Consider the following 22,644-nt stretch of genomic DNA (forward strand, 5'->3'; position numbering starts at 1 on the left):
ATGCATCGTCGATCCAGACCCGTTCACGGCCGGAGTTCCGGCCTCGAGCAACGCTCGACGGGTTCACGTCGGTTCCCAAATCTTTGAATAGTGGTATACGGTATCACGGCATATGGTTCTTAGCGTCTCGGTGGAGCGATTCGAGGACGTGCCGGAGTTTGACTACGAACCGCAGTACGTCGACGTCGGCGAGTTGGACATGGCGTACGTAGAAACCGGCGGGAACGAGGACGGCGAAGCCGAGGAGACGTTCCTCTGTCTGCACGGCGAGCCGACGTGGTCGTTCCTCTATCGGAAGATGATGCCCACGCTGGCCGAGCGCGGCCGCGTCGTCGTCCCCGATCTGATCGGCTGTGGGCGCTCGGATCGGTACGAGGACCGCGACGAGTACACGGTCGAGATGCACTACGACGCACTCGAGACGTTCGTCGAAGAACTCGACCTGACGAATATCACGCTCATCTGTCAGGACTGGGGCGGCTTGCTCGGGCTCTCGCTGGCGGCCGAACAGCCCGAGCGCTTCGCCCGCCTCGTGCCGATGAACACCGGCCTTCCTGACGGGACACAAGAAATGACAGAGACGTGGCACGCGTTCGCCGAGATGGTCGCAACCGCCGAAGACCTCGATATCGGTGAACTGGTCGCGAACGGCTGCTATCGCGACCTCTCCGAAGAGGTGGTCGACGCCTACCGCGCGCCCTTCCCGGACGAGCGACACATGGCCGGAGCGCGAACGTTCCCCGGCCTCATTCCGCAGTCGCCCGACGACCCGGGCGCGGATCGCTTCGCCGACGCGCAGGATCGCCTCGCCGAGTGGGAAAAGCCGGCGTTCGTCCTGTTCGCCAGCGAAGATCCGATCACCGCCGACAACCGCGATCCGCTACGCGGGCTCATCCCGACCGCGAGCGACCAGCCCGACGTCTGGATCGACGAGGCCGCACACTTCCTCCAGGAAGACGCCGGCGAGGAGATCGCCGAGCGCATCGTCGACTTCGTGGATCGAACGTCGCCGTCCGAGTAACGACAGGCGACTCGAGACCGAAACCGCCCGTCGCGGACCGCGAGTCAGCGCCGTTCGTCGAAGAACGACCGGAGCAGCGGATACCACGCCCCGAAGACGGCCCCGAACAGCAACAGGGCGTAGAAACTCTCCCGATGGTGGACAGGGACGGGATACGCGTTCCCGGTGATGAACCCGAACGCGAACGGAGCCCCGTAGGCGACGACGGTTACCCAAAGCAGCGCACCGTAGGAAAGCCCCACACAGGCACAGAGGAACGAGCTTCGATGACTCTCCGCGAGCGGCCGCGGGACGCGTTGCCCTCGCGAGAACCCCGTGACGATCGCGACGAACGGCGCGCCCGCAAGGAGGCTGTGACAGAAGACCAACGTCCACTCGTTTACCACTCCCCCGAGTCCGTACACGTCGGCCACAATCCGGAGGTTTCCGGTCGCGTATAATACGCCACCGAGGGCCGCCCCGGCGATCAGGGCGGCCGTCACCGTAGTGAGAACGGTCACCGGCGACGGACTGTCCCTTCGGCGTGACTGTCCATATGCCATTATCGAATACTTCAACTACATTTATAAATATCTATCTAACTTCTAGACGAATGTCTATTTTTTCTAGACTAGCGCCGCTGATCGGTCGTGCTGACGTGTGAGAGATGATGAACCTCACGTCACCGCGGCGTCTCCGCATCCCACGTCTCGAGCGCCGTCGCCGGCTCCGGGTGATCGGACGGTCGGTACTGAGCGCCTCGAGCAACCGACCGGTCACGCCAGTTCGTCCCAACATCGGTCTGACATCCCACGCACTGAGGCGGTTGTTGGACCGGTCTCGAACCGTAATTTTGCCGACCACCGTCCGATACGGTGAGGAAGTGGTCATTTGTCAACCTCCGTGACCGTCATCGCCCCCGGACGGCCATCACACTAATACGTCATCGATATCATCTATCCTGACTGAAAAAATTCCAAAAATTAAAGTCATGTGATTATCCACTAGGAGTGAACGGGGCATGACAGACAGTACGACAGACAGCGGTTCGGGCGACGGCGCGTTCGACGTGGGCTCGAGCGTCGACGAACTCTTCGGAGACCTCGAGACCGGCGGCGAATGGGGAGACGAGCGCCGGACTGCGGCGGCCGACGACACGGTGACGACGAGGCAATCGGACACCGACGGTGTCGAGGATCAGACGGCTGCCGCTGTCTTCGAACAGCTCCGCAGCGACTCCGATGACGAGGCGGGAGCCGACGACCTCTTGGCCGACGAGAGCCCGGCGGACATCATCGCCAGCGCGGACGAACCGGATCCCGAACCAGACACGCCGGTCGACGACGAGTTACTGGCCGACAAGGACGAACTCGCGGACCTCCTGCTCACTGGCCGCACGAAAGACCGGGAGTTCCTCTGGGTCGAAACGGACGACTCGAGCGACGCCGCCGATACAGGTACTATCGACGAACCCACCGACGCCGACGATGCGGGCGACATCGACGAGACCGGTGAGGCGAACGTCGAGACCGAGTCGCCGACCACCGACACTGACTCCGACGGCGATCGCGACGGTGCTGCCGACGAATACGACGAACTCGTCGACCGACTCTTCGGAGACGAGGACGACCCGGATCTCGATCGCGCCGCGGCTTCGGAAGCCGATGTTGACACCGAGACCGATTCGCCGTCGAACTCGAGCATCGCCGTCTCGACCCGGAACGGCGAGGGAGACGCGACCGTCGACGCCGACAACGGACCCGCGACCGGGGGCGCAGAGAGTGGAGGCACGATCGAGGCGACGGACGCGGCGGACGGGTCCGAACCGACCGACAAGCCGTCGTCAGGATTCGTCGGTCGGCTCCTCTCGATCATCGGCGGTCTCTTCTGACGGCACCGGCGCAGATTTCTATCAGTGACTCGACCGTAATCGACCGTCGCGTCGGCGGCGTCTGACTCGACACGGTTTGAACGCCGTCGGTCAGCCTCGAGCGGGTCACGGATCGGGATGCCACGCGAGTCCGCGTCGCCGAACCGTGTACGGGAACTCACCACAGGACGGGCAGACCGTGCCGCCGCCGGGTTCGTCGGCCCGTTCCGGAATCGTGTGTTCGGCCCCGCAGTTGTCGCACTCGAGCCAAGCGGGCATACGATACCTACGAGCGACGCCCGTATGATGCCACTGCGAGAGAGCGACGGGTCGGGCAGGAACTGAGTGATCGTGACGAATCCGTGGCTCGAGGCCCGAATTCGAGAGCCGTCACTTCGAGCAACAGATGAAAATCGTCGGCCCGCGGCTCAGATCACGGGGCCGACGCGAGTATGAGACGTGGCGTTAGCCGAGGAACTCTTCGATGTGGTCGGCGACTTCCTCGGGGGTGTCGCCGACGGGGACACCGGCGTCGTTCAACGCCGAAATCTTGCTCTCGGCGGTCCCCGTCCCGGAGCCGGAGACGATCGCGCCGGCGTGACCCATCCGCTTGCCCGGCGGCGCGGTACGGCCGGCGATGAAGCCGGCGACCGGCGTGTCGACGTGTTCGTCGATGAATGCCGCCGCTTCCTCCTCGTCTTCGCCGCCGATCTCGCCGCACATGACGATGGCGTCGGTCTCGGGGTCGTTCTCGAAGAGTTCGAGGGCGTCGACGAAGTCGGTGCCGATGATCGGGTCGCCGCCGATGCCGATCGCGGTGGTCTGGCCGATGCCGCGGTTGGTCAGGTTATCGACGACCTGGTAGGTCAGGGTGCCCGAGCGCGAGACCAGCCCGACGTTCCCCTCCGCGAAGATGTTGCCAGGGAGAATGCCCAGTTTGGCCTCGCCGGGGGTGATGAGGCCGGGACAGTTCGGGCCGATGAGTCGCGTGTCGGTCTCGGTCAGGCGCTTGTTGACTCGCGCCATATCCTGGGTCGGGATGCCCTCCGTGATCGCGACCGCGAGGTCGAGATCGGAGTCGAGCGATTCGAAGATCGCGTCGCCGGCGAAGGCCGGCGGGACGAAGATGACCGAGGTGTCAGCGTTCTCCTCGTCGACGGCCTCGTGGACCGTGTCGTAGACGGGGACGCCGCTGACTTCCTGACCGCCCTTACCGGGGACCGCGCCGGCCACGACGTTGGTGCCGTACTCCATCATCTGTTCGGCGTGGAACTTGCCTTCCCCGCCGGTGATGCCCTGTACCACGACGCGCGTGTCGTCGTCGACTAGTACGCTCATTATTCGTTCACCTCCCCAGCGTACTCGACGGCACGCTGAACCGCATCCTCTACGGTCTGTTCGACCGTCACGAGGTCCTCGTTGAGAATGTCCATGCCTTCCTCCCAGTTGGTGCCGGCCAGTCGGACGACGACCGGCTTGGGGATCTCGTCGAACTGCTCGAGCGCTTCGTTGATCCCACGGGCAACCTCGTCACCGCGGGTGATACCGCCGAAGATGTTGAAGACGACCGAGTCGACGTTGTCGTCGGAGAACACCATGTCGAGTGCGTTCGCGATGCGAGCGGCTTTCGCGCCGCCGCCGACGTCGAGGAAGTTGGCTGGTTCGCCGCCGTAGTGGTCGACCAGGTCGAGCGTCGTCATCACGAGTCCGGCACCGTTGCCGATGATGCCGACGTTGCCCTCGAGCCGGACGTAGTCGAAGCCGTACTCGTCGGCCTTCTGCTCGAGTTCGTCGCCGCCGGCGGCCTCCTCTTCCATCTCAGCGAGTTCGGGCTGGCGGAACAGCGCGTCCTCGTCGATGTTCATCACGGCGTCGGCCGCGATGACCTCGTCGTCGCTGGTGACCATCAGCGGGTTGATCTCGGCGTCAGCGCCGTCCTTCTCGTCCCAGAGCTGGTAGAGCGTGGTGAGCACGCTCGAGACGTCGCGCGCGACCGACTGGTCGACGCCGGCGTCGTAGACGGCCTTGCGGGCCTGATAGGGATGCATTCCGAAGGAGGGATCGATGTGTTCGCGGGCGATCGCCTCGGGGTCCTCCTCGGCGACCGCCTCGATGTCGACCCCGCCCTTGGTCGAGACCATCGCGACGGGCTTGCCCTCGCCGCGGTCCATCGTGATTCCGACGTAGAGTTCGTTGACGAAGTCGACCGCTTCCTCGACGAGGACCCGATCCACATGGTACCCCTTCAGGTCCATCCCGAGGATGGAGTCGGCCGCGTCTCGAGCCTCGTCTGCGTCCTCGGCGAGCTCGATCCCGCCGGCCTTCCCGCGGCCGCCGACCTGTACCTGCGCCTTGACCGCTACCGGATACCCAATCTCCTCGGCCGCGGTGACGACGCCGTCGACGTCGTCCGCGAGCTGGGAATCCGGCGTCGGCACCCCGGCATCAGCGAAGACCTGCTTCGCCTGGTACTCGTGTAATTTCATACCATTCGAACGGCCGTTCCGCCCTTGCTTAAATCCTGCCAGTTTCCACTCGCCACGGGACTTCCGTCGACGTGTATCGACGTCATCGGGTTCGCAGCCGCCACACCGTTTCGGCTTCGCCTTTATTTGTGTGAACCGTCAACTGAAGCGGGTTGGGACATAATCGCGACGTCGGACCGGTCGGCTCGTTGCGGCCAACACAGCATTCAAACCCCGCCTGTCCCTACCTCACACGAGGCCATCCTCGTGACGAACCAAGCTACGACGCACCGAACGCCGCCGTGGGTGTCGTCGATAGCGACCGTCCTCCGGTTTCTGGTCCACAGCAACCTCTTCATCTCGGCGGCGACGGTTAGCGTCGCCGTCACGACGGTCCGTCTCGCCGAACTCCCGCTCGAGCCCCTGCCGCTGTTCATCGTTTTCGCGGCGACGATGTTCGTCTACACGGTCAACCGGTTCACCGATCTCGAGGAAGACGAGCAAAACGTCCCCCGTCGCGCGGCGTTTACCAAGCGCTACGGCCGGCTCTGGCTGGCGGCGGGCGTGGCGCTTTACGTCGCTGCGACTGGGATCGCCGTCGCACTGGGATTGCCGGGCGCGATATACATGCTTCTCCCGCTCGTGGTGGTCCTGCTGTACTCCGTCGGCGGGGTCAAGCAAGTGTTCCTCGTGAAGAACCTCGTCGTCGGCTTCGCCTGGGGTGCGATCCCGCTGGGTGTCGGCTACTACTATGATCGGCTCGGCTCCGTCGAGATCCTGTTTCTGTTTGCGTACGTGACGGTCATGATCACCATCGCTGCGGTGATCTTCGACGTCAAAGACATCGAGGGCGATCGCGCAGAGAACATCCCGACGGTTCCCAACCTGTTCGGCCCGCGAGCGACCCGGATCGCCTCGCTGGTCGCCACCGCCGCGGTCGCCGCCGCGGTCATCGCGCTCGTCGCGAGCGCCGTCGTCCCGACCGAGTTCCTCGTCGTCCTCGCAATGAACGCCTACGTCCTCGCGTACATTCCCTTCGCGACCCCCGACCGCGGGCCGCTGTACTACGGGTTCGTCGTCGACGGCGAACACGTCTTTTTGGCCGCTGTCGTTCTCGCGCTCGAGTGGCTGACGTGGCTGTGACGAACCCAGCGTCTTTAAGTATAGCAAGTTGACAGTAATACTGAGTCGTCGATCCGGCGGCTCCTGATCACCATGGAACTTGAAGACTTCACGGAATCCAACGCGCCGACCGACGGAGGAGAGGGCTTTCAAAAAGAGAACAAGCGGCTGCTCGATATCCCAATCAACGGGACGGTCATGATCAAGGCCGGTTCGATGGTCGCCTACACCGGCGATATGACGTTCACGGGCAAGTCGTCGGCCGAGGGTGGGCTCACCGGCTTCGTCAAGGAGGCGGTAAGCAGCGAGGGGACGCCGATCATGGAAGCCGAGGGCCAGGGCCACCTCTACGTCGCCGAGCGGGGCAAGAAGGTCCAGGTGCTCGAGCTCGATGCGGACGAATCGATCTCGGTCAGCGGCGACGATGTGCTCGCGTTCGAGTCCGCCGTCGACTACGAAATCAACACGATCGACAGTCTCTCGGGAGCGGCCGCTGGGGGGCTAACGAACGTCTACCTCTCCGGTCCCGGCGAAATCGCGATCACGACCCACGGCGATCCGCTGGTGATGACGCCACCCGTCTTCACCGACCCGGACGCGACCGTCGCGTGGAGCACCAACCTCTCGCCGTCGGTCGCCACAAACAAGACCTTCGAGATCGGCCAGACCTCCGGCGAAGCGATACAGATGGAGTTCACCGGTTCGGAGGGCTTCGTCGTCATCCAGCCCCACGAGGAAGGGGGCCAAGGGCAGTGACGTCGACGTCCAACGGCGTCTGCCCGGTCGGCACTGGAGTGAGACTTGTCCCGTATAAGAGACGACAGGTGACCCAGACCCGCCGAAGAGTGCAACTGCTATAGGTCGGCTACAATCAGTCGAGTACGGGCGCGGTCAGTCTCGGTCGGCGTCGCTCCAGTCGCAGTCCTGGCACTTCCAGCCGGTGACGAGTTCGGTGACCGACGGCATGTAGGTCACTTTCAGAACGTTCCCACCACACTCCGGACACGCCTCGTCGGCCTCCTCGATCGAGTCGACTTCCATCACCGAGTCGCCCTCGACCAGTTCGGCGAGCTTTTTGGCCGTGACCATTCGCCCCTGAACGACGCGATTCTCGCTCACACTCGCAGTATCGGGCGCCACCCCCTAAGCGTTTCCCGAATCGAATGCCCCGCTTCCGGCCTCGCAATACCGGCGTCGTCGATGACGAGATCCCCGTCTCGGCTCGAGTCGGCACCGAAAGCGGGCGTCACGCCGTGGACGCGTCGTGATCCGCGCGGGACCACCTCCCCCATCCGTCAGCCGTCTGCGCCACAGCGCCGTGCGGTTACTGTTGCACCACCTACCGCATTGGCACTGCGGCCGCGAGACGATATCAGTGTATCCCGCACACGGTGTGCACGGTATGCACGCCGAACGACGGTCGCCCGTCACTCCCGGCCGTCGACCGGCGTCGCTCGTCGCTTCGCCGCCTCGAACCGGTCGATCGCCCACTCCCTGACGCGGTCGTCGGTCGTCTCGAGGAGCGCCGTCGGCAGCGCGCTGTCGTCGTGAACGCCGATCTGGACGGCGTCGTCGACGACCCCCAGGTAGAAGGGAAGGTCGTCATCGATGACCGACAGGGAGACGCCGTCGTAATCGGCGATCGCCGCGAACTCGTCTGCGACCGGTGGCTCCGTTTGCAGGGTCTCGGCGACCGATTCGGTGACAACGAGCTCGAACGTCGCTCCCGATTCGATCGCACTTCGAGACGAGCTAAGCGGCTCAGCCCCCGTCGCCGGCAACAACAGCCTGGCGTGGTCCATGTTCGTCAGGCTGTCTACGTGGTAGTCGACCGGCGCGTACGGGTTAGCCGTCGTCGCTTCGACCACTGTCGCGTCGAGCAGTCGCTCGATACCGAACTCGAGTTCGCTCGCCGGCACGCGTTCGAGAACGGGACGCAGTCGGTCCGCCGCGCCGACTCGTTCGAGGGCCATCGATACCCCGTCGACGGCGAGCGATCCCGCCGGCGTGATCTCGTAGCAGCGATTCCGTTCGCGGATCAGCCCGCGATCTGCCAGTCCCGTCAGGTTTCGTTGCAGCGTCGTTCGGACGACATCGACCTCGGCCTGCAACGAGTCCCGCGAAACGAGTTCCCCACCGCGGAGCGTCTCGAGGAGTCGCACTCGACACGGCGATCGCGCCACGAACTCGAGCGTCTCGATCGCGTTCGGTCCCCAATCACTCATCCGAATCGATACGTTCGGATACCGCCACTTTATCTCATCGGCCCTATGCACGTCGTGACACTGCTCGGCTGCCGCGTTTCCCGTCGGCGGGCCGGTCGCGGCCGGCGACCCGTCACCGCGTATCGACCGCGACCTGACCGGCCTGTGTCTGCGGGCACAACCGTATAACCGGTTAGCCACGAACGACCGCCCATGGAGACGCGATGGGCGACCGTCGACGGCGTCACCCTCGAGCTACCCGCCGACTGTACCGTCTGTGAACTGAGAGACGCACTCTACAAACCCGACGATGCGGCGCTGATCGCGGTCACGGGGGACCTCGTCTCGGTCGTCCACGACGAAGATCAACCGCTCTCGGAGCTAGTCGCCGGCTGTGCGGATACCTACTACTTCCGGCGGCCCGACGAGCCCGAGCGAAACGAGATCCTGGCCGCACCGGAACTCGAGTCAGTGCTTTCGGAGCCAGCCGACGAGCGAGGCAGTGCCGAGACCACGTTCCAGCGACCGGGTATCGATCACTGAAAATCAGGGGTCGACGACTTCGACCGAATCGCCGACGGAGAGCGCCTTGCCGCGGTCACGCTCGGCGATGCGCGTGATGACCATTACCGTGTAGTAGTGGTCGAACGCGTCCGCGTCGGCCCACTCCGGGAACGTTTCCTCGCGCTTCGTGATGAACCGGTTCCGGAACTCCGGCGTCGGTTCGCCGGTGTCAGGATCACGTTGGGGAACGACGCAGCGACCGCAGGGCGTCACCCCTTCGAGTCGAACGTCGCCAAGTTCGAACGCCGGCGCGTCGGTGCCGACGAACCGATCCTCCCAGAAGGGGTCGACGCCGCTTACTTCGATGTTCGCTCGCAACCGTCGCCGCGCGCCGTCGACGGTCAGGTCGTCGAACCAGTCGGCGACGGTCTCGAGCGTCGCCGTGCTGATCACCGACGGCCCCATCTCGCGTCTGTCGACGAAGCCGAGCGTGGTATCGCGCTCGAGCGAGAGGTCCGCATCGAAAACCTCGCTGAACCACTCCGCGGCCGCTTCGCGCTCGCGCTCGAGCGCGAACTGCCGACGTTCGCCGTCGGCGGTCTCGACCGTGAGATCGCCGGTGTCGGGATCAAAATCGGTGTTCAGATCGTGGACGCGGTCGGTCCGTTTGCCGTTTACGACCTCGCCGTCGGCGTCGAACAGGGCGAACTCCCTGTCGCGGGCGATCGTCCCGCCCTCGCGTATCGCGGCCGTCTCGAGATCGATACCGTCGAGTCCCTTGACCGGATACGCACGGAGTCGGCTGAGTCGTGCCATTGGCGCTACCTCTCGACCGTCAAGCTAGTAGTTTTCGCTCGAACGGGAGTAGATTGCAACGACGGTCGTACGGTCGACGCCGCGCTCACTCGATCGTTACGACCGGTTCATCGTCCTCGTCGAACTCCACCGTCACCCGGTGATCCGCGTACGTAAACGCGACGTTGCCGCTCCGGGATCCGCCGGATTCCGTCGTCGCGAAGATCGCAGTCAGTGCATCGGGATCGATCGCTTCGAACAGCGGCGGTAACTCCATCGGATCGGTTCCCTCGAGCGCTGCTACCCCTGTGACGATTCGCTCTGACACCTCGTCGGTGTCGACCGCGAGGGTCTGTTCCATCGCTATTTACCGCCACACTACTATATTAATAACTTTCGAAACGGTCGTATGCATGGCTGTTGCGATCGGCCATCGCGGGCTCGAGTCGGTGACGCGAGGACGGGGACGTGACGACGGAGCCAATGCTCTCGCCCACATCTATGGGGGAGCCGTCGGCGGTCGCCTCGCTACCGTTGGAACGGTCGCCGAGGGAGGCGGGACTGCGGCCAAGCGGTCGGAACGGAGATCGACCGACCGACGGCGATCCGATTCGGGAAGCCATCGGTGGTCTGCCAGCCGGCGGTTAATCGTCGGCGGGTTGGGGGACGTAACCGCGTGTGCCGACATCGATCCGCGCGAGACTCGGCTCGGCGGCCCCCGGCTCCTGGAGGAAAGTCCCGTACGCGAAGTTGGCGATGTAGAGCCTCGTCGCCGTCTCCTCGGTCGTTCCGAAGTGCACGTCGGCGGGGAAATCGAGGGGCGATCCGCTGACGACCGTCTCGATCTCCTCATCGCTCGTGACGAGGGAAATCTTGTTCTGCGCGTTCACCGCGAGATAGATCCCGCCGTCTTGATCGATCGTCATCCCGTCCACGCCGACGAGTCCCTGATCCTGAACGACCTGCTCTACCTGCCCGGCGCTTCCGTCGTCGGCGACCGGTACTCGCATGACCGAGCCCGCGTTGAGGTTGTCGACGTACACGTCGCCGTCCGGATGAACGGCCAGCCCGTCCGCGCCGACCGGCGTCTGTGCCTCCGCGTTCGGGTCCAGTAACGGATCTTCGACCCAGACCTCGGCCTGGCCGTCGGTCGTCACCCGCCAGATCGCGCCGGCCAGATGATCGGAGACGAGCAACGCGTCCGACGTGGTCGGATCCGGTATAATTCCGTTCGGCATCGATTCCTGAGGCGGCAGCGGTGTGATCCGCTCGGGCTCGCCGCCGTCCAGTTCGACACGCCAGATGCCGTGTGTCTCCTGCTGGCCCGAGCCGTTCGCGGCGTAGATGGCGCCACCGAGGATCGTTATCCCGAGCAAGAGCCCTTGGTCGCCGGTATGGATCGTCGCGACGGTCGACTGGCTCCCCTGCGGGTCGACGGCCAGAATCTGCCCCGACGGTCCCATACTCCCGTAGACCGTCCCCTGATCGGCGATCGCGAGGTTTTCTGGCAATGCCGGCGGTTCGAACTCGGTCACGATCTCGAGGTTCTTCACTGCCGCCTCGTCTTGCCGGCCGACGACGCCGGTCGGAACTCCAGCGAGTGCGCCAACCGCGGCGACGCTTCCCAGAAACGAGCGTCTGGACGGGAGTGCTTGAGTGCTCCGTTCGGATCTCGAACCGTTCGTGCTATTACGTGTCATAAATTCGACGGCTGACGACACCACCCGGCATCGGGTAAAGAACGCGCATCGTTTCCCGACAAATCGGACTGTTACCAACCGTTACACGGGCGGAAATTCGTGTTGGGTATGACTCACGAAGGATTATCGCCGCCCGTGACGGCGTCGGCTCGAGCCGGGGTCGCCGGTCAGACGGTGGGTCCGCCGACGGGACCGAACGGCCGAGAGCGAAGCGAGGCCACCGCTGGTTTATGGCGCTCGGTGCGGTACTACGCTCCGATGGACGTCCGGACGTTTCCGGTCCTGACCGACGAGGACGAGGCGCTCGTCGAACGGCTGTCGGTCGGGCTCGGCGAGAACGCGGCCCGCGTCCTCGCGTATCTGCTGTGCCGGCTGGGCGATCCTGACCTGGCCGACGTAGCCACTCGAACGGCCGTCCACATCGGCGCGGGAGTGAGCAAGAACGCGGCGGCGGCAGCGCTCGAGGAACTGGTCGCCGCGGAGTTGGTCGCCGAGACGACGGCGTCGACCGCCGACCCCGGTCGGCCGCCGAAAGCCTGGCACGCCGTCGCTCCACTGTCCGAGACCGTCCGCCGGACGTACGTGTACCACGCTGATCGCTTGATCGAGCAGGGCGAGCGCACCGCGGCGGCCCTCGAGACGGATCCGTCCGCGTCGCCGGAGGCCGGCGACCGTGAGTCGACTCCCGAAACCGACGACTCGGGTGGCGAGCGAGCAGGACCCGAGTGCGTCTCCGTCGGCCTGAACTGGCGTTCGAACGCGCTTCATCTGCCGCTGTTCGCCGCGCGGTCGGCCGACGAGAGCGACATTTCGCTCGCGTTCGCGGAGTACGACGGCTCCCGAGCGGCCGCGGCCGCCGTCGCGTCGGGAGACTGCGATGTCGGCGTCGCCGGCGCGGCAACGATCCTCCGAGAGCGAACTCGCGGCCGACCGATCGTCCCGATCGCGGTCTGTTTCCAGCGCTCGATGGTCGTCCTCTACACGACGCGGGCGGCCTTCGGCGGTCCGTTCGAGCGACTCGAGCAACTCGCAGGCCGGCGCATCGGGTTGCGGCCGGGCACCGAAACGGGCCTGCTCGGGCGACTCCTCCTCGAGCAGGCCGATCTCAGCGAGCGCGTCGACCTCGTCGACGTCGGCGGTGAGGAACGCGCGGCGCTGGAGTCCGGTGAGGTCGACGCCGTGACGGGAATGGTTCCAGACCCGGATCGGCTCGAGGTCGCAGAGCGGCAGGTGGAGGTCGTCGCCGTCTCGGACGCCTATCCCGCGTACGGTCCGGCGCTGATCGCGGCCGAGGAGACGCTGCAACGGCGACGCGCTCGCGTCGAGGCGGTCCTCGTTGCGACGATTGCCGGCCGGGCAAACGCGGCCCGTGAGACCGCAGCGGCCGCGAGCGAGTTCGCGAGCGAGACGGACGACTCCCCCGAGCGGATCGCACGGACGTTCGAAGCGGCGGTCGACCGGTTCGGCGGCGACGCGGTCCGCCGGCGCGGGTGGGGGTGGCACTCGCCGGACGACTGGCGGAACCTCCGCGACGCGCTCGCGCAGGGCGGCATCGTCGCCGACTGATGCGGCTGCCGTAACTGGGTACCGGCGTCCCCCGGAAAGCGGGTCCCAGGGTTGCCGTAACTGCAGTCTAGTGGCTCGTATGCCTATCCCTCGCGGACCGACAGCTCGTCGCCGCCGCTTGGCTCCGTAAACTCGAGTTCGATCTCGAGTTCGCGCTCGCGTTGCTGAGAGAACTCGATCTCGACCTCGACGGGATCGCGGTAGTCGAAGGGAATCTCCCACTCCGAGGCGGAGACGGTAAACGACGACCCCGATTCGAGTTGGTCGGCGAGATCGTGGAGGAAGGCCGCCGTCTCCTCGCTCGAGAGGTAGACCTCCCGTTCGAAGAAGCCGCTCGTGATCGTCCGGCGGTCACCGATCCGGTCGTCGGGAACGTTGACGCGGTCACCCATGCGTGATTGTGCCACGGCGACGCCGATAAAACTGCGTTCACGGGACGCGATACGTGACTCGATCGCCGAGTGCGACGGTCTCGTGAACGTGCGGCGGCGATCGTCGGACGGCGATCGTCGCTCACCGACCGGGGCGGCCATCGGCGAAACGCTTCTTGATCCGGATCGCGAAATCGACGGTCATGAGCCTCATCGACGCCCTGGGAAACGGAAACCGCCTGGAAATTCTCAGGGAGCTTTCGCGGGGACCGAGGTACGTCTCGGAACTCGCGGAGACGGTCGGTATGGACGGCAAGACCGCCGTCTACCACCTCTCAACGCTGGAATCGGAGGGGCTGGTTACCCATTACAGGCGGGGGAACCGGAAGTACTACGAACTCGACGCGGCGATCGAGTTGCGCATCGCCCCGCCGCCGGAGCGAACGTTCGTGTTGCAGGCCGCCGACCTCGACGATTCCGGTGACGGATAGCCACAGATTGCGTTCGAGTTCGTTTCTCGAGGCGTCCGTGTAGACGTCTCCCGCAAAACGCGTGTATGGATCTCCCGTGAACGTCTCTCTTCGGACTGTTAGATATATGCCAGTGGTTCCCATGAATTATCCACATGTTTCGATCCCGCATCGAGACCGTCGTTCATCGACCGACACGGTGGCTCCTTCCCCTCGTGGTGGTCGCGCTACTCGTCGTCTCGATTCCGGCCGCGCCCGCTCTCGCTCAGAGTGACGGCAATGGCGCTGCGACGGGTGACGACGCCGAAAGCGAGGGCGGTCTCGAGGGGGTCATCGAGAGTTTCGTCGAGGGTCGGGGACTGGTCGGTGCGATAGTCGTCCTCGCGCTGGGTGGGATCGTGCTGACGGTCTGTGTCGAGAAGCTGATCGGCTATCTCACTCGCGCGGCGTTCGGACTGCAGGTGTCGCTGTTCGCGCTCGCGATCGTGTTCACGGGGTTCGAATTTGACGATACGGTGCTCGCGCTCGTGCTGTCGGCCGGCGGTCTGGAGGGGGCCGCGCTCGGGACGGCGCTCGGAACCGGCCTGGCGATCATCGGCGCGACGCTCGCGCTCGCCGCGATCGTCAGCCCGTTCCCGGTCGATCTGCCGACCGATTACGTCGCCCTGTTCGCGCTGGCCCCGTTCCTGTTGCTCCCGTTCGTCCTCGCCGGAACGCTGACGTTCGGTCACGGGCTCTTATTGCTCGGTTCGTTCGTCCTGCTGTTTGGATACATCGTCGTTCGCGAGTCCCAGCGCGAGACGCCGGTGTTTCGGAACACCGAACTCGGCGAAGAGATACAGGCCGACGGTGGGATGGCAGACGGCGGGGTGGCCGTCCCGGCCTCGCTCTCCGACATTCCCGAGGACCGCTTCGCCGACGGGCGCGCCGGGTGGCTCTGGCTCGGCCTCTCCGTTCTCGCACTGGCCGGCATCGTCCTCGCCTCGATGCTACTCGAGACAGGTTCGGAGGCCGCCATCGACGGCTTCGGCATCGACGAAACCGTCTTCGGCGCGACCGTCCTCACGGTGATCCTCACCTTCGAGGACGTAATGTTGACGATCGAGCCGGTCCGACGGGGTGTCCCCGAAATCGGCGTCGGAAACGTCATCGGGAGCGTCCTCTTCTCGGTCACCGGCAACGTCGGCGTCGTCATGCTCCTGAGCGAACTCGAGGTCTCCCGGTCCGTGCTGGTGTTTCACCTCCCGTCAGTGATCGTCGTGACGGCACTCGCCGCGTACTTCCTCTCTACGGGTGAACTAAAGCGGTGGCACGGCTACCTGCTCGGGGGCTGTTATGTCGTCTACTGGCTGGTCGCGATCGCCATGTTCGGCGGCGTCCCGATCGGCGGTTAACGCCCGCTCGACGCGACAGCGGTCGGGATCTAAGTACGTTGCCGAGGTAGGTCGCGGACATGGTCGCCCCGAGTTCGCCGGTGGTGCTCGCCGGCGTGTTTCTCGTCGGCGTCGCGCTGGTGATCTGGTGCGTCGAGGTGTTCATCGAGGCGGTCGCGCAGAGCGCCGTCTCGCTCGGGATTTCGGGCTTCTTCCTCGCGGTCGTACTGGCCGGTGTCGACCTCGAGAACGCCGTACTCGGGGTGACAGCGGCGGTCGTCTCCCTGCCGGGGCTCGCACTCGGGACCGTCTTCGGGGAGTCGCTGTTCGTCCTCACCGTCGCGGTCGGGCTCGCGGGGCTCCTCGTGCCGTTCCGGATGGACGTTCCTCGCGCATACCTGCTCGTACTCGTGCTCGCGCCCGTTCCGGCGTTCGCGCTGTCGATCGGCAGGACGATCAGCACCCTCGAGGGCGGTGCCCTCGTCGCCCTGTTCGTCCCGTTGCTGGCCTTCATTTTTTGGTATGAGCGCCGCACCGAGACGCGGTATCTGCTCTCCGAGGAAGTACAGGAGGTCGTCGACCTCGAGCCCGAACCGAGCACGGAAGCCGCCGACGGGGGCGGCAGGGCGAGCCGGCAGACGCGGGAGCGCGGCCCGGATCTCGACCTCGATCTCGACGAGTTCGTTCCCTCGCTCGAGGGCCAGAGCGGGTATGTCACGCTCGGCGTGGCCGTGCTCGCGGCGGTCGGGATGACGATCGGTTCGGGGCTGACGGTGTACAGCGCCGAGGGGATTTTCGTGGCGCTTGGCATCTCGGGGCTGGCCTTCGGCGCGACCGTGTTGAGTTTCATCGCCTCGCTCGAGGAACTGGCGCTCACCGTCGAACCGGTCCGGCAGGGGCGACCGGAACTCGCCGTGGGGAACGTCGTCGGGAGCACGGTCTTCTATATGACCGCCAACGTCGGCCTCATCGCGGTGCTTCACCCCGTCGCCACGGGCGGCGACGTGCTGGCGCTCCACTGGCCGTTTTTCGCCGGCAGCCTGCTCGTCGTGACGGTCCTGCTCGAGCGGGGCCGCGTCAGCCGGATCGGCGGTGTCATCCTGCTCGGCTGGTACGTCGCCTACTGGGTCGCGAACTACCTGTGACGGTCACGCCCGTTTCCGTCCGGGGTCTAAGACGTGGGGACGGTCGACGACGTGTGACCTGTCTATCGAAACACAGCGTTGAGATGCGATAAATGCGCGTTGGGGAGACGGAGTGCTGACAAGTCGATCTTGAGCGGGGAACGATCGAGTCGGTTTATTGCCCGATATGGACACTACGATATCCGGTACGCGGGGTGATCCGGACCGCTGTCCGGTGTGGCGTACTGTAATACTATGACACGAAACGACGGCGACAAATCGGCGATTTCGAGGCGAAACGTTCTCCGCTCGTCCGTGGCGCTCTCCGTTGCGGGCCTGGCGTTGCCGGGAGCGGCCCAAGAGGAGGGGCTTCCCAGCGAGATTCGGCTTGGCGGCCGGATCAGCGGGTGGATCGGCATCGAACCGGAGGCGATCGCTGACGAGCGAAATCCGACCCTCACCCTCGTACAAGGTGAGACGTACACGCTCACGTGGGAGAATCTCGACGGTGCGGGGCATAACTTCAACATCGAGAGCGAGGGCGGCGACGAACAGTTCGTCTCGACCGAGATCGTCGCGGGAGCCGGCACGACCCAGACGGTCGAGTTCACCGCCCAGGAGGGGATGGCCCAGTACTACTGCGGCCCGCACCCGGTCTCGATGCGCGGCGACATCGTCTTCGCCGACAAGGCGGGCGGCGGCGGGGCGGCCGAACAGCCGAGGCAATACATCGGCGCGGGACCGACCGTCGGCATCGAGACGGTCGCCGAGGGGCTGACCGCGCCGACGAGCCTGACCGTTCCCAACGACGATTCCGACCGGCGGTTCATCACCGATCAGACGGGACAGATCTACGTTCACGGCCCGGACGGCCTTCAGGAGGAGCCGTTCCTCGACGTCTCGGACCGGCTCATCGAGTTCATGGACTTCGACGAGCGCGGCCTACTTGGGCTGGCGTTCCATCCAGATTTCGCGGAGAACGGCCGCTTCTACATCCGGTACAGCGCGCCGTTACAGGACGACATGCCTGACGACTACGACCACACGTTCGTCCTTGCGGAGTACCAGACCGCGAGCGACGACAACGCGACGGCCGACCCGGATTCGGAGCGTCGGCTGCTCGAGCTCCCCGAGCCCCAGTTTAACCACAACTCCGGGTCGCTCGCGTTCGGCCCCGACGGCTACCTCTACGTCGGAACCGGTGACGGCGGTGCGGCGAACGACGTCGGCCTCGGCCACGTCTCCGACTGGTATGAAGATAACGAGGGCGGTAACGGCCAGGACACCGAAGAGAATCTCCTCGGTGGTATTCTGCGGCTCGACGTCGACGGGGAATCGGAGGGACAACCGTACGCCATCCCCGATGACAACCCACTCGTCGATATGGACGGCCACAGCGACGAATACTTCGCCTGGGGATTCCGGAACCCCTGGGGGATGTCCTTTACCTCCGGCGGGGAACTCCTCGCGGCGGACGTCGGTCAGAACCTGATCGAGAGCGTCAACTACGTCGAGTCGGGCGGCAACTACAGCTGGAACGTCAAAGAGGGAACCTACTGCTTCAGCACGGAAACCCCGAACACGCCGCCTGACGAGTGTCCGGAGACCACTCCCGACGATGTCCGAGGCGGCGAAGACCTTCGCGATCCGGTGCTCGAGTACCCCCACGAGCTCGGGATCATCCAGTCCCCGCCCGACGCCGGCAGCAACGGCGGCAACGGCGGCAACACCACTGCCAACGCGACTGACGACGGCGGCAATATGACCGTGAACACGACCGATACCGGCGGCAACACCACCGGTAACGCGACCGAGAACGGCGACACCACCGGCGAATCGGCGGCCAGCGGCACGCGACAAAATGGTGGCGTCGTCGGCGATCAGATCGGCGTCTCAGTCACCGGCGGCTACCTCTATGAGGGCGGTGCGATCAGCGAACTTGAGGGGACCTACGTCTTCGGCGACTGGAGCTTAGACGGGGAGAGCCCCGGGACGGTCTTCCTCGCCCGGCCGGCGGAGGACTGGCAGGACGCCGGCAGCGACGACCTTGAGGACCTGTTTCTCGAGCCGCCGACCGAAAACGGTGACGACGAGACGGCTGACAACGAGACGGCTGACAACGAGACGGCTGACAACGAGACGGCTGACAACGAGACGGCCGACAACGAGACGGCTGACAACGAGACGGCCGGTAACGAGACGGCTGACGACGAAATGGGAGGTAACGAGACGGCCGGCGACGACCTCCACGAAGCGCGCGACGACGGCGGCGACGGTGGCGGAGCGCAGGAATCGGCCCAGGCCGGCCTGTGGCCCATCGAACAGATCCAGCTTCAGGGCGAGGCCGCCCAGGACGGTCGCCCGAGCGGCTTCGTGTACGCCTTCGGGGAGGGTGCCGACGGCGAGATCTACGTCCTCACGACCACCACGGCGACGGTCGAAGGTGACGGCGCGGTCCACCGGCTCGTCCCCGCCGACGGCGAGGAATCGGACAACGGTGATGGTACGACAGACGGCGACGCTGGTGGCAACGAGACGGAAGCAAGTGGCAACGAGACGGAAACCGGCGGCAACGAGACGGACGAGTAACTCGACTTCGGTTCGAGTCGTTCTCGAGCCGTCGCATTCCGACGCGACGGTCGCCGTTTGCGGGCCTCGATTTCGACGGGAAAAATAACGCCGGTGATTGCGATTCCGCGGCGCTACTCCTGTAGCGAGTAGACGGCGATCGTGTTGCCTTCTTCCTCGACCTGATTGCCACCACCGCCGGTGATCGCGACGTACTGCTTGCCTTCGTTCGGGTCGTACCAGCTAATCGGCGCGCCGTCGACGCCGTGGTTGCCGACCACCTTGGTCGTCAAGCGCTCGCCGGACTCGGTGTCGAACGCGTGGAGGTAGCCGCCGGGGCCGCCGGCGAAGGTCACGCCCGTCGCGGTCGTCAGCGAGCCGCCCCACGGCGGGCCGAGCCGCCAGCTGAACCAGTTTTGCCACTTCACGTCGCCGGTGAGCGGATCGATGCCGGCGATCACGCCGGCGTTCTGGTTCCACTCCTCGACCGGTTCCTCGTTGAACTGCGGGATCGGTTGCTCTTCGTCCTCCTCTTCGCCGCCGTCCCCGTCACCGCCGTCGTCGCGCGCTTCGTGGAGGTCGTCGCCGGCCGTCTCGTTGCCGGCCGTCTCGTTTGCCGTTTCGTTGACGGCGGTCGTCTCGTTTGTCGTTTCGTCGCCCTCCCGCTGGGCACCCGGTTCCACCGTCTCGTTGCCGGCTCCGGTTTCGTTACCGATGGTCTCCGTCTCGTTACCGACCGCGCCGCCCTCGCGCTGTTCGCCGATCTCCGCCTCGGGTTCGTCTGCCACTTCGGGGGCGTCTTGCTGCTGGGGCTGTACCGGTTCCGTCCGCCGGACGGTGTCCATCCCGATGAAGGTCTCGCCCGCCTGGTACTCCACTTCGAACCAGGAGAACTTGATCGGGTAGTTCGTCCCCTTAACGACCAGCGTCTGCGTGGTGGGATCGTACGCGCTCGGCTGGGGATTCGTCCCGCCGATGAGGTCCGGCATGATCCAGGGCGCGCTCTCGAGGTCGTCGTAGGGCGGCAGGTTGAACGTGTTCAAGTGCTGGACGTACTCGTCGCTGCGCTGGTGCAGCTGGCCGGTCTCCATGTCGACCGTGTACACCCAGCCGGTCTTGCCCGGCCACGTCGCGAACGTCCGCGTCTCGCCCTCGACGTCCGCCTCGAAGACGACCGGCGGGCTCGGCGAGTCGTAGTCCCACCAGTCGTGGGGCGAGTCCTGGTGGTGCCACTGGTACTCGCCGTCTTCGGCGTTGACGGCGACCTTCCCGCAGGAGTAGGGGTTGTACCCCGGCCTGACGGTGCCGTACCACGGGCCCGGGTTAGCCGACGGGATGACGACCGTCCCCGATTCCGGCTCGAGCGCCCCCGACGCCCAGGCGGTCGCGCCGCCGTGTTGCCAGGATTCGCCGACCCACTCGTGGGGCGGCGTCATGTTGACGCGCCACTGTGGGCTCCCGTCCTCGAGGCTGATGCCGTCGAAGAAGCCGCTAACGCCGAATTCGCCGCCGAAGCTGCCCTTCATCAGCATTCCGTCGTAGATCAGCGGCGGGAACGAGGACGTGGTCCCGCGGGAACGTTCCCACATCAGTTCCTCGTGCATCGGGCCGTCCTCGGCGACTTCGCCGCGGTATGCGGCCGCTCCGTTGTAATACCACTGCTCCTCGCCGGTGTAACGGTCGATCGCGATGACCCCTAGATCGAGCGTGCTCTTGTAGACCGTATCGCCGAGGACGGCGGGTCCCCGCTCGGCGGGCGGCGTCGAGTCGGACGCACCAACGAGCGGTCGATAGAAGTGTCGCCACAGGACTTCGCCCGTGCGCGCGTTGATCGCGTACAGCAGGTCCGGACCGACCGTCGCGTACATGATCGGCGGATCGCCGTCGACGAGGACCGGCGACCCCTGGAAGTCATTCGGGTGGTCCGCGACCTCGAGTCGATACTCGGTCTCGAGTTGGTCGACGTTCTCCGGCGTGATGACGTCGGCGGTCGTGTGGCGCTGTGCCTGATACGAGCCGCCAGCGACGAGCCAGTTCGTCGGATCCTCGCCCGTCCCGCCGAGGTCCTGTTCGGTGACGTCTACGTCGGGGATCTGGCTGATGTCCCCCTGTCTGACGATCGATTCGCCCGGCTTTTCGTGCCACGGTGCATCTTCCGGCAGTTCGATGAGGTGAGATTCGTAGGTCATTGCTGGTCACCCTCGTCAGTCGCCCGCAGGGCTTCGCGGCGCGCGTTTGTCGTCGGTGATCCGGACGACATCGCCGATCAGGAATTCCTGACCGATGATCGTGAGCGCGGTACTGGCGGTCGTCAGCGTCGTGAGATGGTCGTCGGCGATATCACCGGCCGCGAGGTCGCGTGCGGCCGAGGCCAGCAGGTAGTAGCCGCCGAGCATCGACTTGACGTCCCAGAGCCCGCGATCGATCATCTCGTCGGTGACCAGCGGTTTCCGCTGCCACAGGAAGTGATCGAGCCCGTCGATCCATAGCAACGACCCTTCGGCCGCCCGCTGGTGTAGCGGCGCGACGTACTCGTGGACGACGCCGTCGTCGACGGCGTCCGCCGGCGGATAATCCGGCGTCTTCATCCACCACGAGAGCTGCTCGCGTGCGTTGACGATATTAACGACCAGCGCCGTCTGTTCTTGCTCCGAGAAGCCGACCTCCGACAGCGTCGCCGGCAAAGCGTTGATGTGCAACAGCTGTCGCGTCGTCTCCTCGATGTGATCGGCCGTGAACGCCGGCAGATTCGCCTCCGCGCTCGCGAAGAACCCCACCTCTGACAGATGGTCGTTGATCGCCCACGCCGCCGTCGTCAGCTCCTGATACGCCGACGCGTCCCGTTCGGGCACGCCCATCGCCTCGAGGTCCGAGAGCATGCCGAAGCTCCCCTCGAGCGCCGCCAATTGCTCGGCCAACAGCGCCTCGTCGAGCGTCCCGGTCAGTCCGTCCTGGACCGCCTGTCCCATCTCGGCGAGCCCCTCGGCCGCGCTGCTCGAGACCTCCGTGCGGAGGTCGTCTAACGTCGCACCGGCGACGGCACCGCCGGCGACGACGCCGAGCGCCTTCAGGAACTCGCGACGGTTCTCGTCGCTAACTTCCCCGTAGCTGTATCGCTCTTCCGGATTGGTACCATATACCATGGCGCTTGCTGAACAACGCGAGTCCCCTCATTATCGGTTTCCATTGTTTTACCGTTGGAATATATTTCTTCGGACGGAACGACCGCCTGCATTTGGGCAATATAGGTACACGATTAGATAGGTACGCACAATACGCACTTAGAATCGCAGTCGGGCGCACAAGTGACCGTTTCTCACGGACCTACGTCGGTAATCAGTCGTGCATAGATCGGACAATCGGATCCACGACCGGATTCGTGGTCGTCGGCGTGTCCGTCCGAGATCGACCCGCGTCCGGCCGTCGTCGCTGTGTCTCACGCGGCTGCGTTCCGGTTGCGTTCTTTAGCGTACGCTCTCTCGGTCGCGTTATTCGCTCAGAAATGTGCTTTG

At 65.2% G+C, this 22,644-nt stretch carries 22 protein-coding genes; 10 read left to right on the forward strand and 12 right to left on the reverse strand.

Features of this window, described 5'->3' with window-relative positions:
- The first annotated feature begins 112 nt into the window (after positions 1–112).
- Positions 113–1,021, forward strand: coding sequence for a haloalkane dehalogenase (locus ACJ70B_RS00130; RefSeq protein ID WP_408958395.1), 909 nt, complete (start codon positions 113–115; stop codon positions 1,019–1,021).
- Positions 1,022–1,065: 44 nt separating this feature from the next.
- On the opposite strand, the gene ACJ70B_RS00135 is transcribed toward ACJ70B_RS00130, so the two are convergent.
- Positions 1,066–1,563 (reverse strand): hypothetical protein, encoded by a 498-nt coding sequence (locus tag ACJ70B_RS00135; RefSeq protein ID WP_408958396.1) that lies wholly within the window; start codon positions 1,561–1,563, stop codon positions 1,066–1,068.
- Between the two features lie 458 nt (positions 1,564–2,021).
- Between ACJ70B_RS00135 and ACJ70B_RS00140 the strand changes: the two genes are divergently transcribed.
- Positions 2,022–2,891: a hypothetical protein gene (locus ACJ70B_RS00140; RefSeq protein WP_408958397.1), complete on the forward strand. Its 870-nt coding sequence runs from the start codon at positions 2,022–2,024 to the stop codon at positions 2,889–2,891.
- Positions 2,892–2,996: 105 nt separating this feature from the next.
- Here ACJ70B_RS00140 and ACJ70B_RS00145 read toward each other — a convergent pair whose 3' ends face one another.
- The 3 genes from ACJ70B_RS00145 to sucC form a co-directional block, all read right to left on the reverse strand.
- A complete protein-coding gene (locus ACJ70B_RS00145; RefSeq protein ID WP_408958398.1) occupies positions 2,997–3,149 on the reverse strand; it encodes a hypothetical protein in 153 nt (50 codons plus the stop codon).
- Positions 3,150–3,335: 186 nt separating this feature from the next.
- Positions 3,336–4,208 carry a succinate--CoA ligase subunit alpha gene (sucD, locus tag ACJ70B_RS00150; RefSeq protein WP_408958399.1) on the reverse strand — a complete coding sequence of 291 codons (873 nt, stop codon included), beginning with the start codon at positions 4,206–4,208 and terminating at the stop codon, positions 3,336–3,338.
- Positions 4,208–5,356 carry an ADP-forming succinate--CoA ligase subunit beta gene (sucC, locus tag ACJ70B_RS00155; protein WP_408958400.1) on the reverse strand — a complete coding sequence of 383 codons (1,149 nt, stop codon included), beginning with the start codon at positions 5,354–5,356 and terminating at the stop codon, positions 4,208–4,210. Before sucC ends, sucD begins: the two co-directional genes overlap by 1 nt.
- Before the next feature lie 246 nt (positions 5,357–5,602).
- On the opposite strand from sucC, the gene ACJ70B_RS00160 reads away from it, so the two are divergent.
- Both ACJ70B_RS00160 and ACJ70B_RS00165 read left to right on the forward strand, forming a co-directional pair.
- Positions 5,603–6,478: a UbiA family prenyltransferase gene (locus tag ACJ70B_RS00160; RefSeq protein WP_408958401.1), complete on the forward strand. Its 876-nt coding sequence runs from the start codon at positions 5,603–5,605 to the stop codon at positions 6,476–6,478.
- A 72-nt stretch (positions 6,479–6,550) separates the two neighbouring features.
- Positions 6,551–7,213 carry an AIM24 family protein gene (locus tag ACJ70B_RS00165; RefSeq protein WP_408958402.1) on the forward strand — a complete coding sequence of 221 codons (663 nt, stop codon included), beginning with the start codon at positions 6,551–6,553 and terminating at the stop codon, positions 7,211–7,213.
- A gap of 135 nt (positions 7,214–7,348) precedes the next feature.
- On the opposite strand, the gene ACJ70B_RS00170 is transcribed toward ACJ70B_RS00165, so the two are convergent.
- The gene (locus tag ACJ70B_RS00170) at positions 7,349–7,576 is read right to left on the reverse strand and encodes a DUF5795 family protein (RefSeq protein WP_408958403.1); all 228 of its coding nucleotides are present in this window, start codon (positions 7,574–7,576) and stop codon (positions 7,349–7,351) included.
- A gap of 308 nt (positions 7,577–7,884) precedes the next feature.
- Positions 7,885–8,682 (reverse strand): helix-turn-helix transcriptional regulator, encoded by a 798-nt coding sequence (locus ACJ70B_RS00175; protein WP_408958404.1) that lies wholly within the window; start codon positions 8,680–8,682, stop codon positions 7,885–7,887.
- Between the two features lie 192 nt (positions 8,683–8,874).
- On the opposite strand from ACJ70B_RS00175, the gene ACJ70B_RS00180 reads away from it, so the two are divergent.
- Positions 8,875–9,204: a hypothetical protein gene (locus tag ACJ70B_RS00180; RefSeq protein ID WP_408958405.1), complete on the forward strand. Its 330-nt coding sequence runs from the start codon at positions 8,875–8,877 to the stop codon at positions 9,202–9,204.
- A 3-nt stretch (positions 9,205–9,207) separates the two neighbouring features.
- Here ACJ70B_RS00180 and ACJ70B_RS00185 read toward each other — a convergent pair whose 3' ends face one another.
- The 3 genes from ACJ70B_RS00185 to ACJ70B_RS00195 all read right to left on the reverse strand — a co-directional run bounded on the left by ACJ70B_RS00185 (position 9,208) and on the right by ACJ70B_RS00195 (position 11,660).
- On the reverse strand, positions 9,208–9,981 hold the full coding sequence (locus ACJ70B_RS00185; RefSeq protein WP_408958406.1) for an MOSC domain-containing protein: 774 nt from the start codon (positions 9,979–9,981) through the stop codon (positions 9,208–9,210).
- Between the two features lie 85 nt (positions 9,982–10,066).
- Positions 10,067–10,321 carry a HalOD1 output domain-containing protein gene (locus ACJ70B_RS00190; protein WP_408958407.1) on the reverse strand — a complete coding sequence of 85 codons (255 nt, stop codon included), beginning with the start codon at positions 10,319–10,321 and terminating at the stop codon, positions 10,067–10,069.
- Between the two features lie 283 nt (positions 10,322–10,604).
- Positions 10,605–11,660 (reverse strand): SMP-30/gluconolactonase/LRE family protein, encoded by a 1,056-nt coding sequence (locus tag ACJ70B_RS00195; protein ID WP_408958408.1) that lies wholly within the window; start codon positions 11,658–11,660, stop codon positions 10,605–10,607.
- A gap of 258 nt (positions 11,661–11,918) precedes the next feature.
- Here ACJ70B_RS00195 and ACJ70B_RS00200 point away from each other — a divergent pair, with 258 nt between their 5' ends.
- Positions 11,919–13,226, forward strand: coding sequence for an ABC transporter substrate-binding protein (locus ACJ70B_RS00200; protein ID WP_408958409.1), 1,308 nt, complete (start codon positions 11,919–11,921; stop codon positions 13,224–13,226).
- An 83-nt stretch (positions 13,227–13,309) separates the two neighbouring features.
- Here the strand turns inward: ACJ70B_RS00200 and ACJ70B_RS00205 are convergent, their stop codons facing one another.
- Complete coding sequence (locus ACJ70B_RS00205; protein WP_408958410.1) at positions 13,310–13,618, reverse strand: amphi-Trp domain-containing protein; 309 nt, start codon at positions 13,616–13,618, stop codon at positions 13,310–13,312.
- A gap of 182 nt (positions 13,619–13,800) precedes the next feature.
- Between ACJ70B_RS00205 and ACJ70B_RS00210 the strand changes: the two genes are divergently transcribed.
- The 4 genes from ACJ70B_RS00210 (at position 13,801) to ACJ70B_RS00225 (ending at position 19,153) form a co-directional block, all read left to right on the forward strand.
- Positions 13,801–14,088, forward strand: a complete 288-nt coding sequence (locus tag ACJ70B_RS00210; protein WP_408958411.1) for an ArsR/SmtB family transcription factor — start codon at positions 13,801–13,803, stop codon at positions 14,086–14,088.
- Between the two features lie 134 nt (positions 14,089–14,222).
- Positions 14,223–15,461: a sodium:calcium antiporter gene (locus ACJ70B_RS00215; protein WP_408958412.1), complete on the forward strand. Its 1,239-nt coding sequence runs from the start codon at positions 14,223–14,225 to the stop codon at positions 15,459–15,461.
- 59 nt (positions 15,462–15,520) lie between these two features.
- Positions 15,521–16,585 (forward strand): sodium:calcium antiporter, encoded by a 1,065-nt coding sequence (locus ACJ70B_RS00220; protein ID WP_408958413.1) that lies wholly within the window; start codon positions 15,521–15,523, stop codon positions 16,583–16,585.
- A 294-nt stretch (positions 16,586–16,879) separates the two neighbouring features.
- Entirely contained in the window at positions 16,880–19,153 is a 2,274-nt protein-coding gene (locus ACJ70B_RS00225) for a PQQ-dependent sugar dehydrogenase (protein ID WP_408958414.1), read from the forward strand.
- Between the two features lie 113 nt (positions 19,154–19,266).
- Here ACJ70B_RS00225 and ACJ70B_RS00230 read toward each other — a convergent pair whose 3' ends face one another.
- Together ACJ70B_RS00230 and ACJ70B_RS00235 are read right to left on the reverse strand one after the other, a co-directional pair.
- Positions 19,267–21,321: a PQQ-binding-like beta-propeller repeat protein gene (locus ACJ70B_RS00230; protein WP_408958415.1), complete on the reverse strand. Its 2,055-nt coding sequence runs from the start codon at positions 21,319–21,321 to the stop codon at positions 19,267–19,269.
- 15 nt (positions 21,322–21,336) lie between these two features.
- Entirely contained in the window at positions 21,337–22,275 is a 939-nt protein-coding gene (locus ACJ70B_RS00235) for a twin-arginine translocation signal domain-containing protein (RefSeq protein WP_408958416.1), read from the reverse strand.
- Positions 22,276–22,644: the final 369 nt, after the last annotated feature.

Origin of the sequence: Natrinema sp. 74 (assembly GCF_046097095.1) — an archaeon.
GTDB lineage: Archaea > Halobacteriota > Halobacteria > Halobacteriales > Natrialbaceae > Natrinema.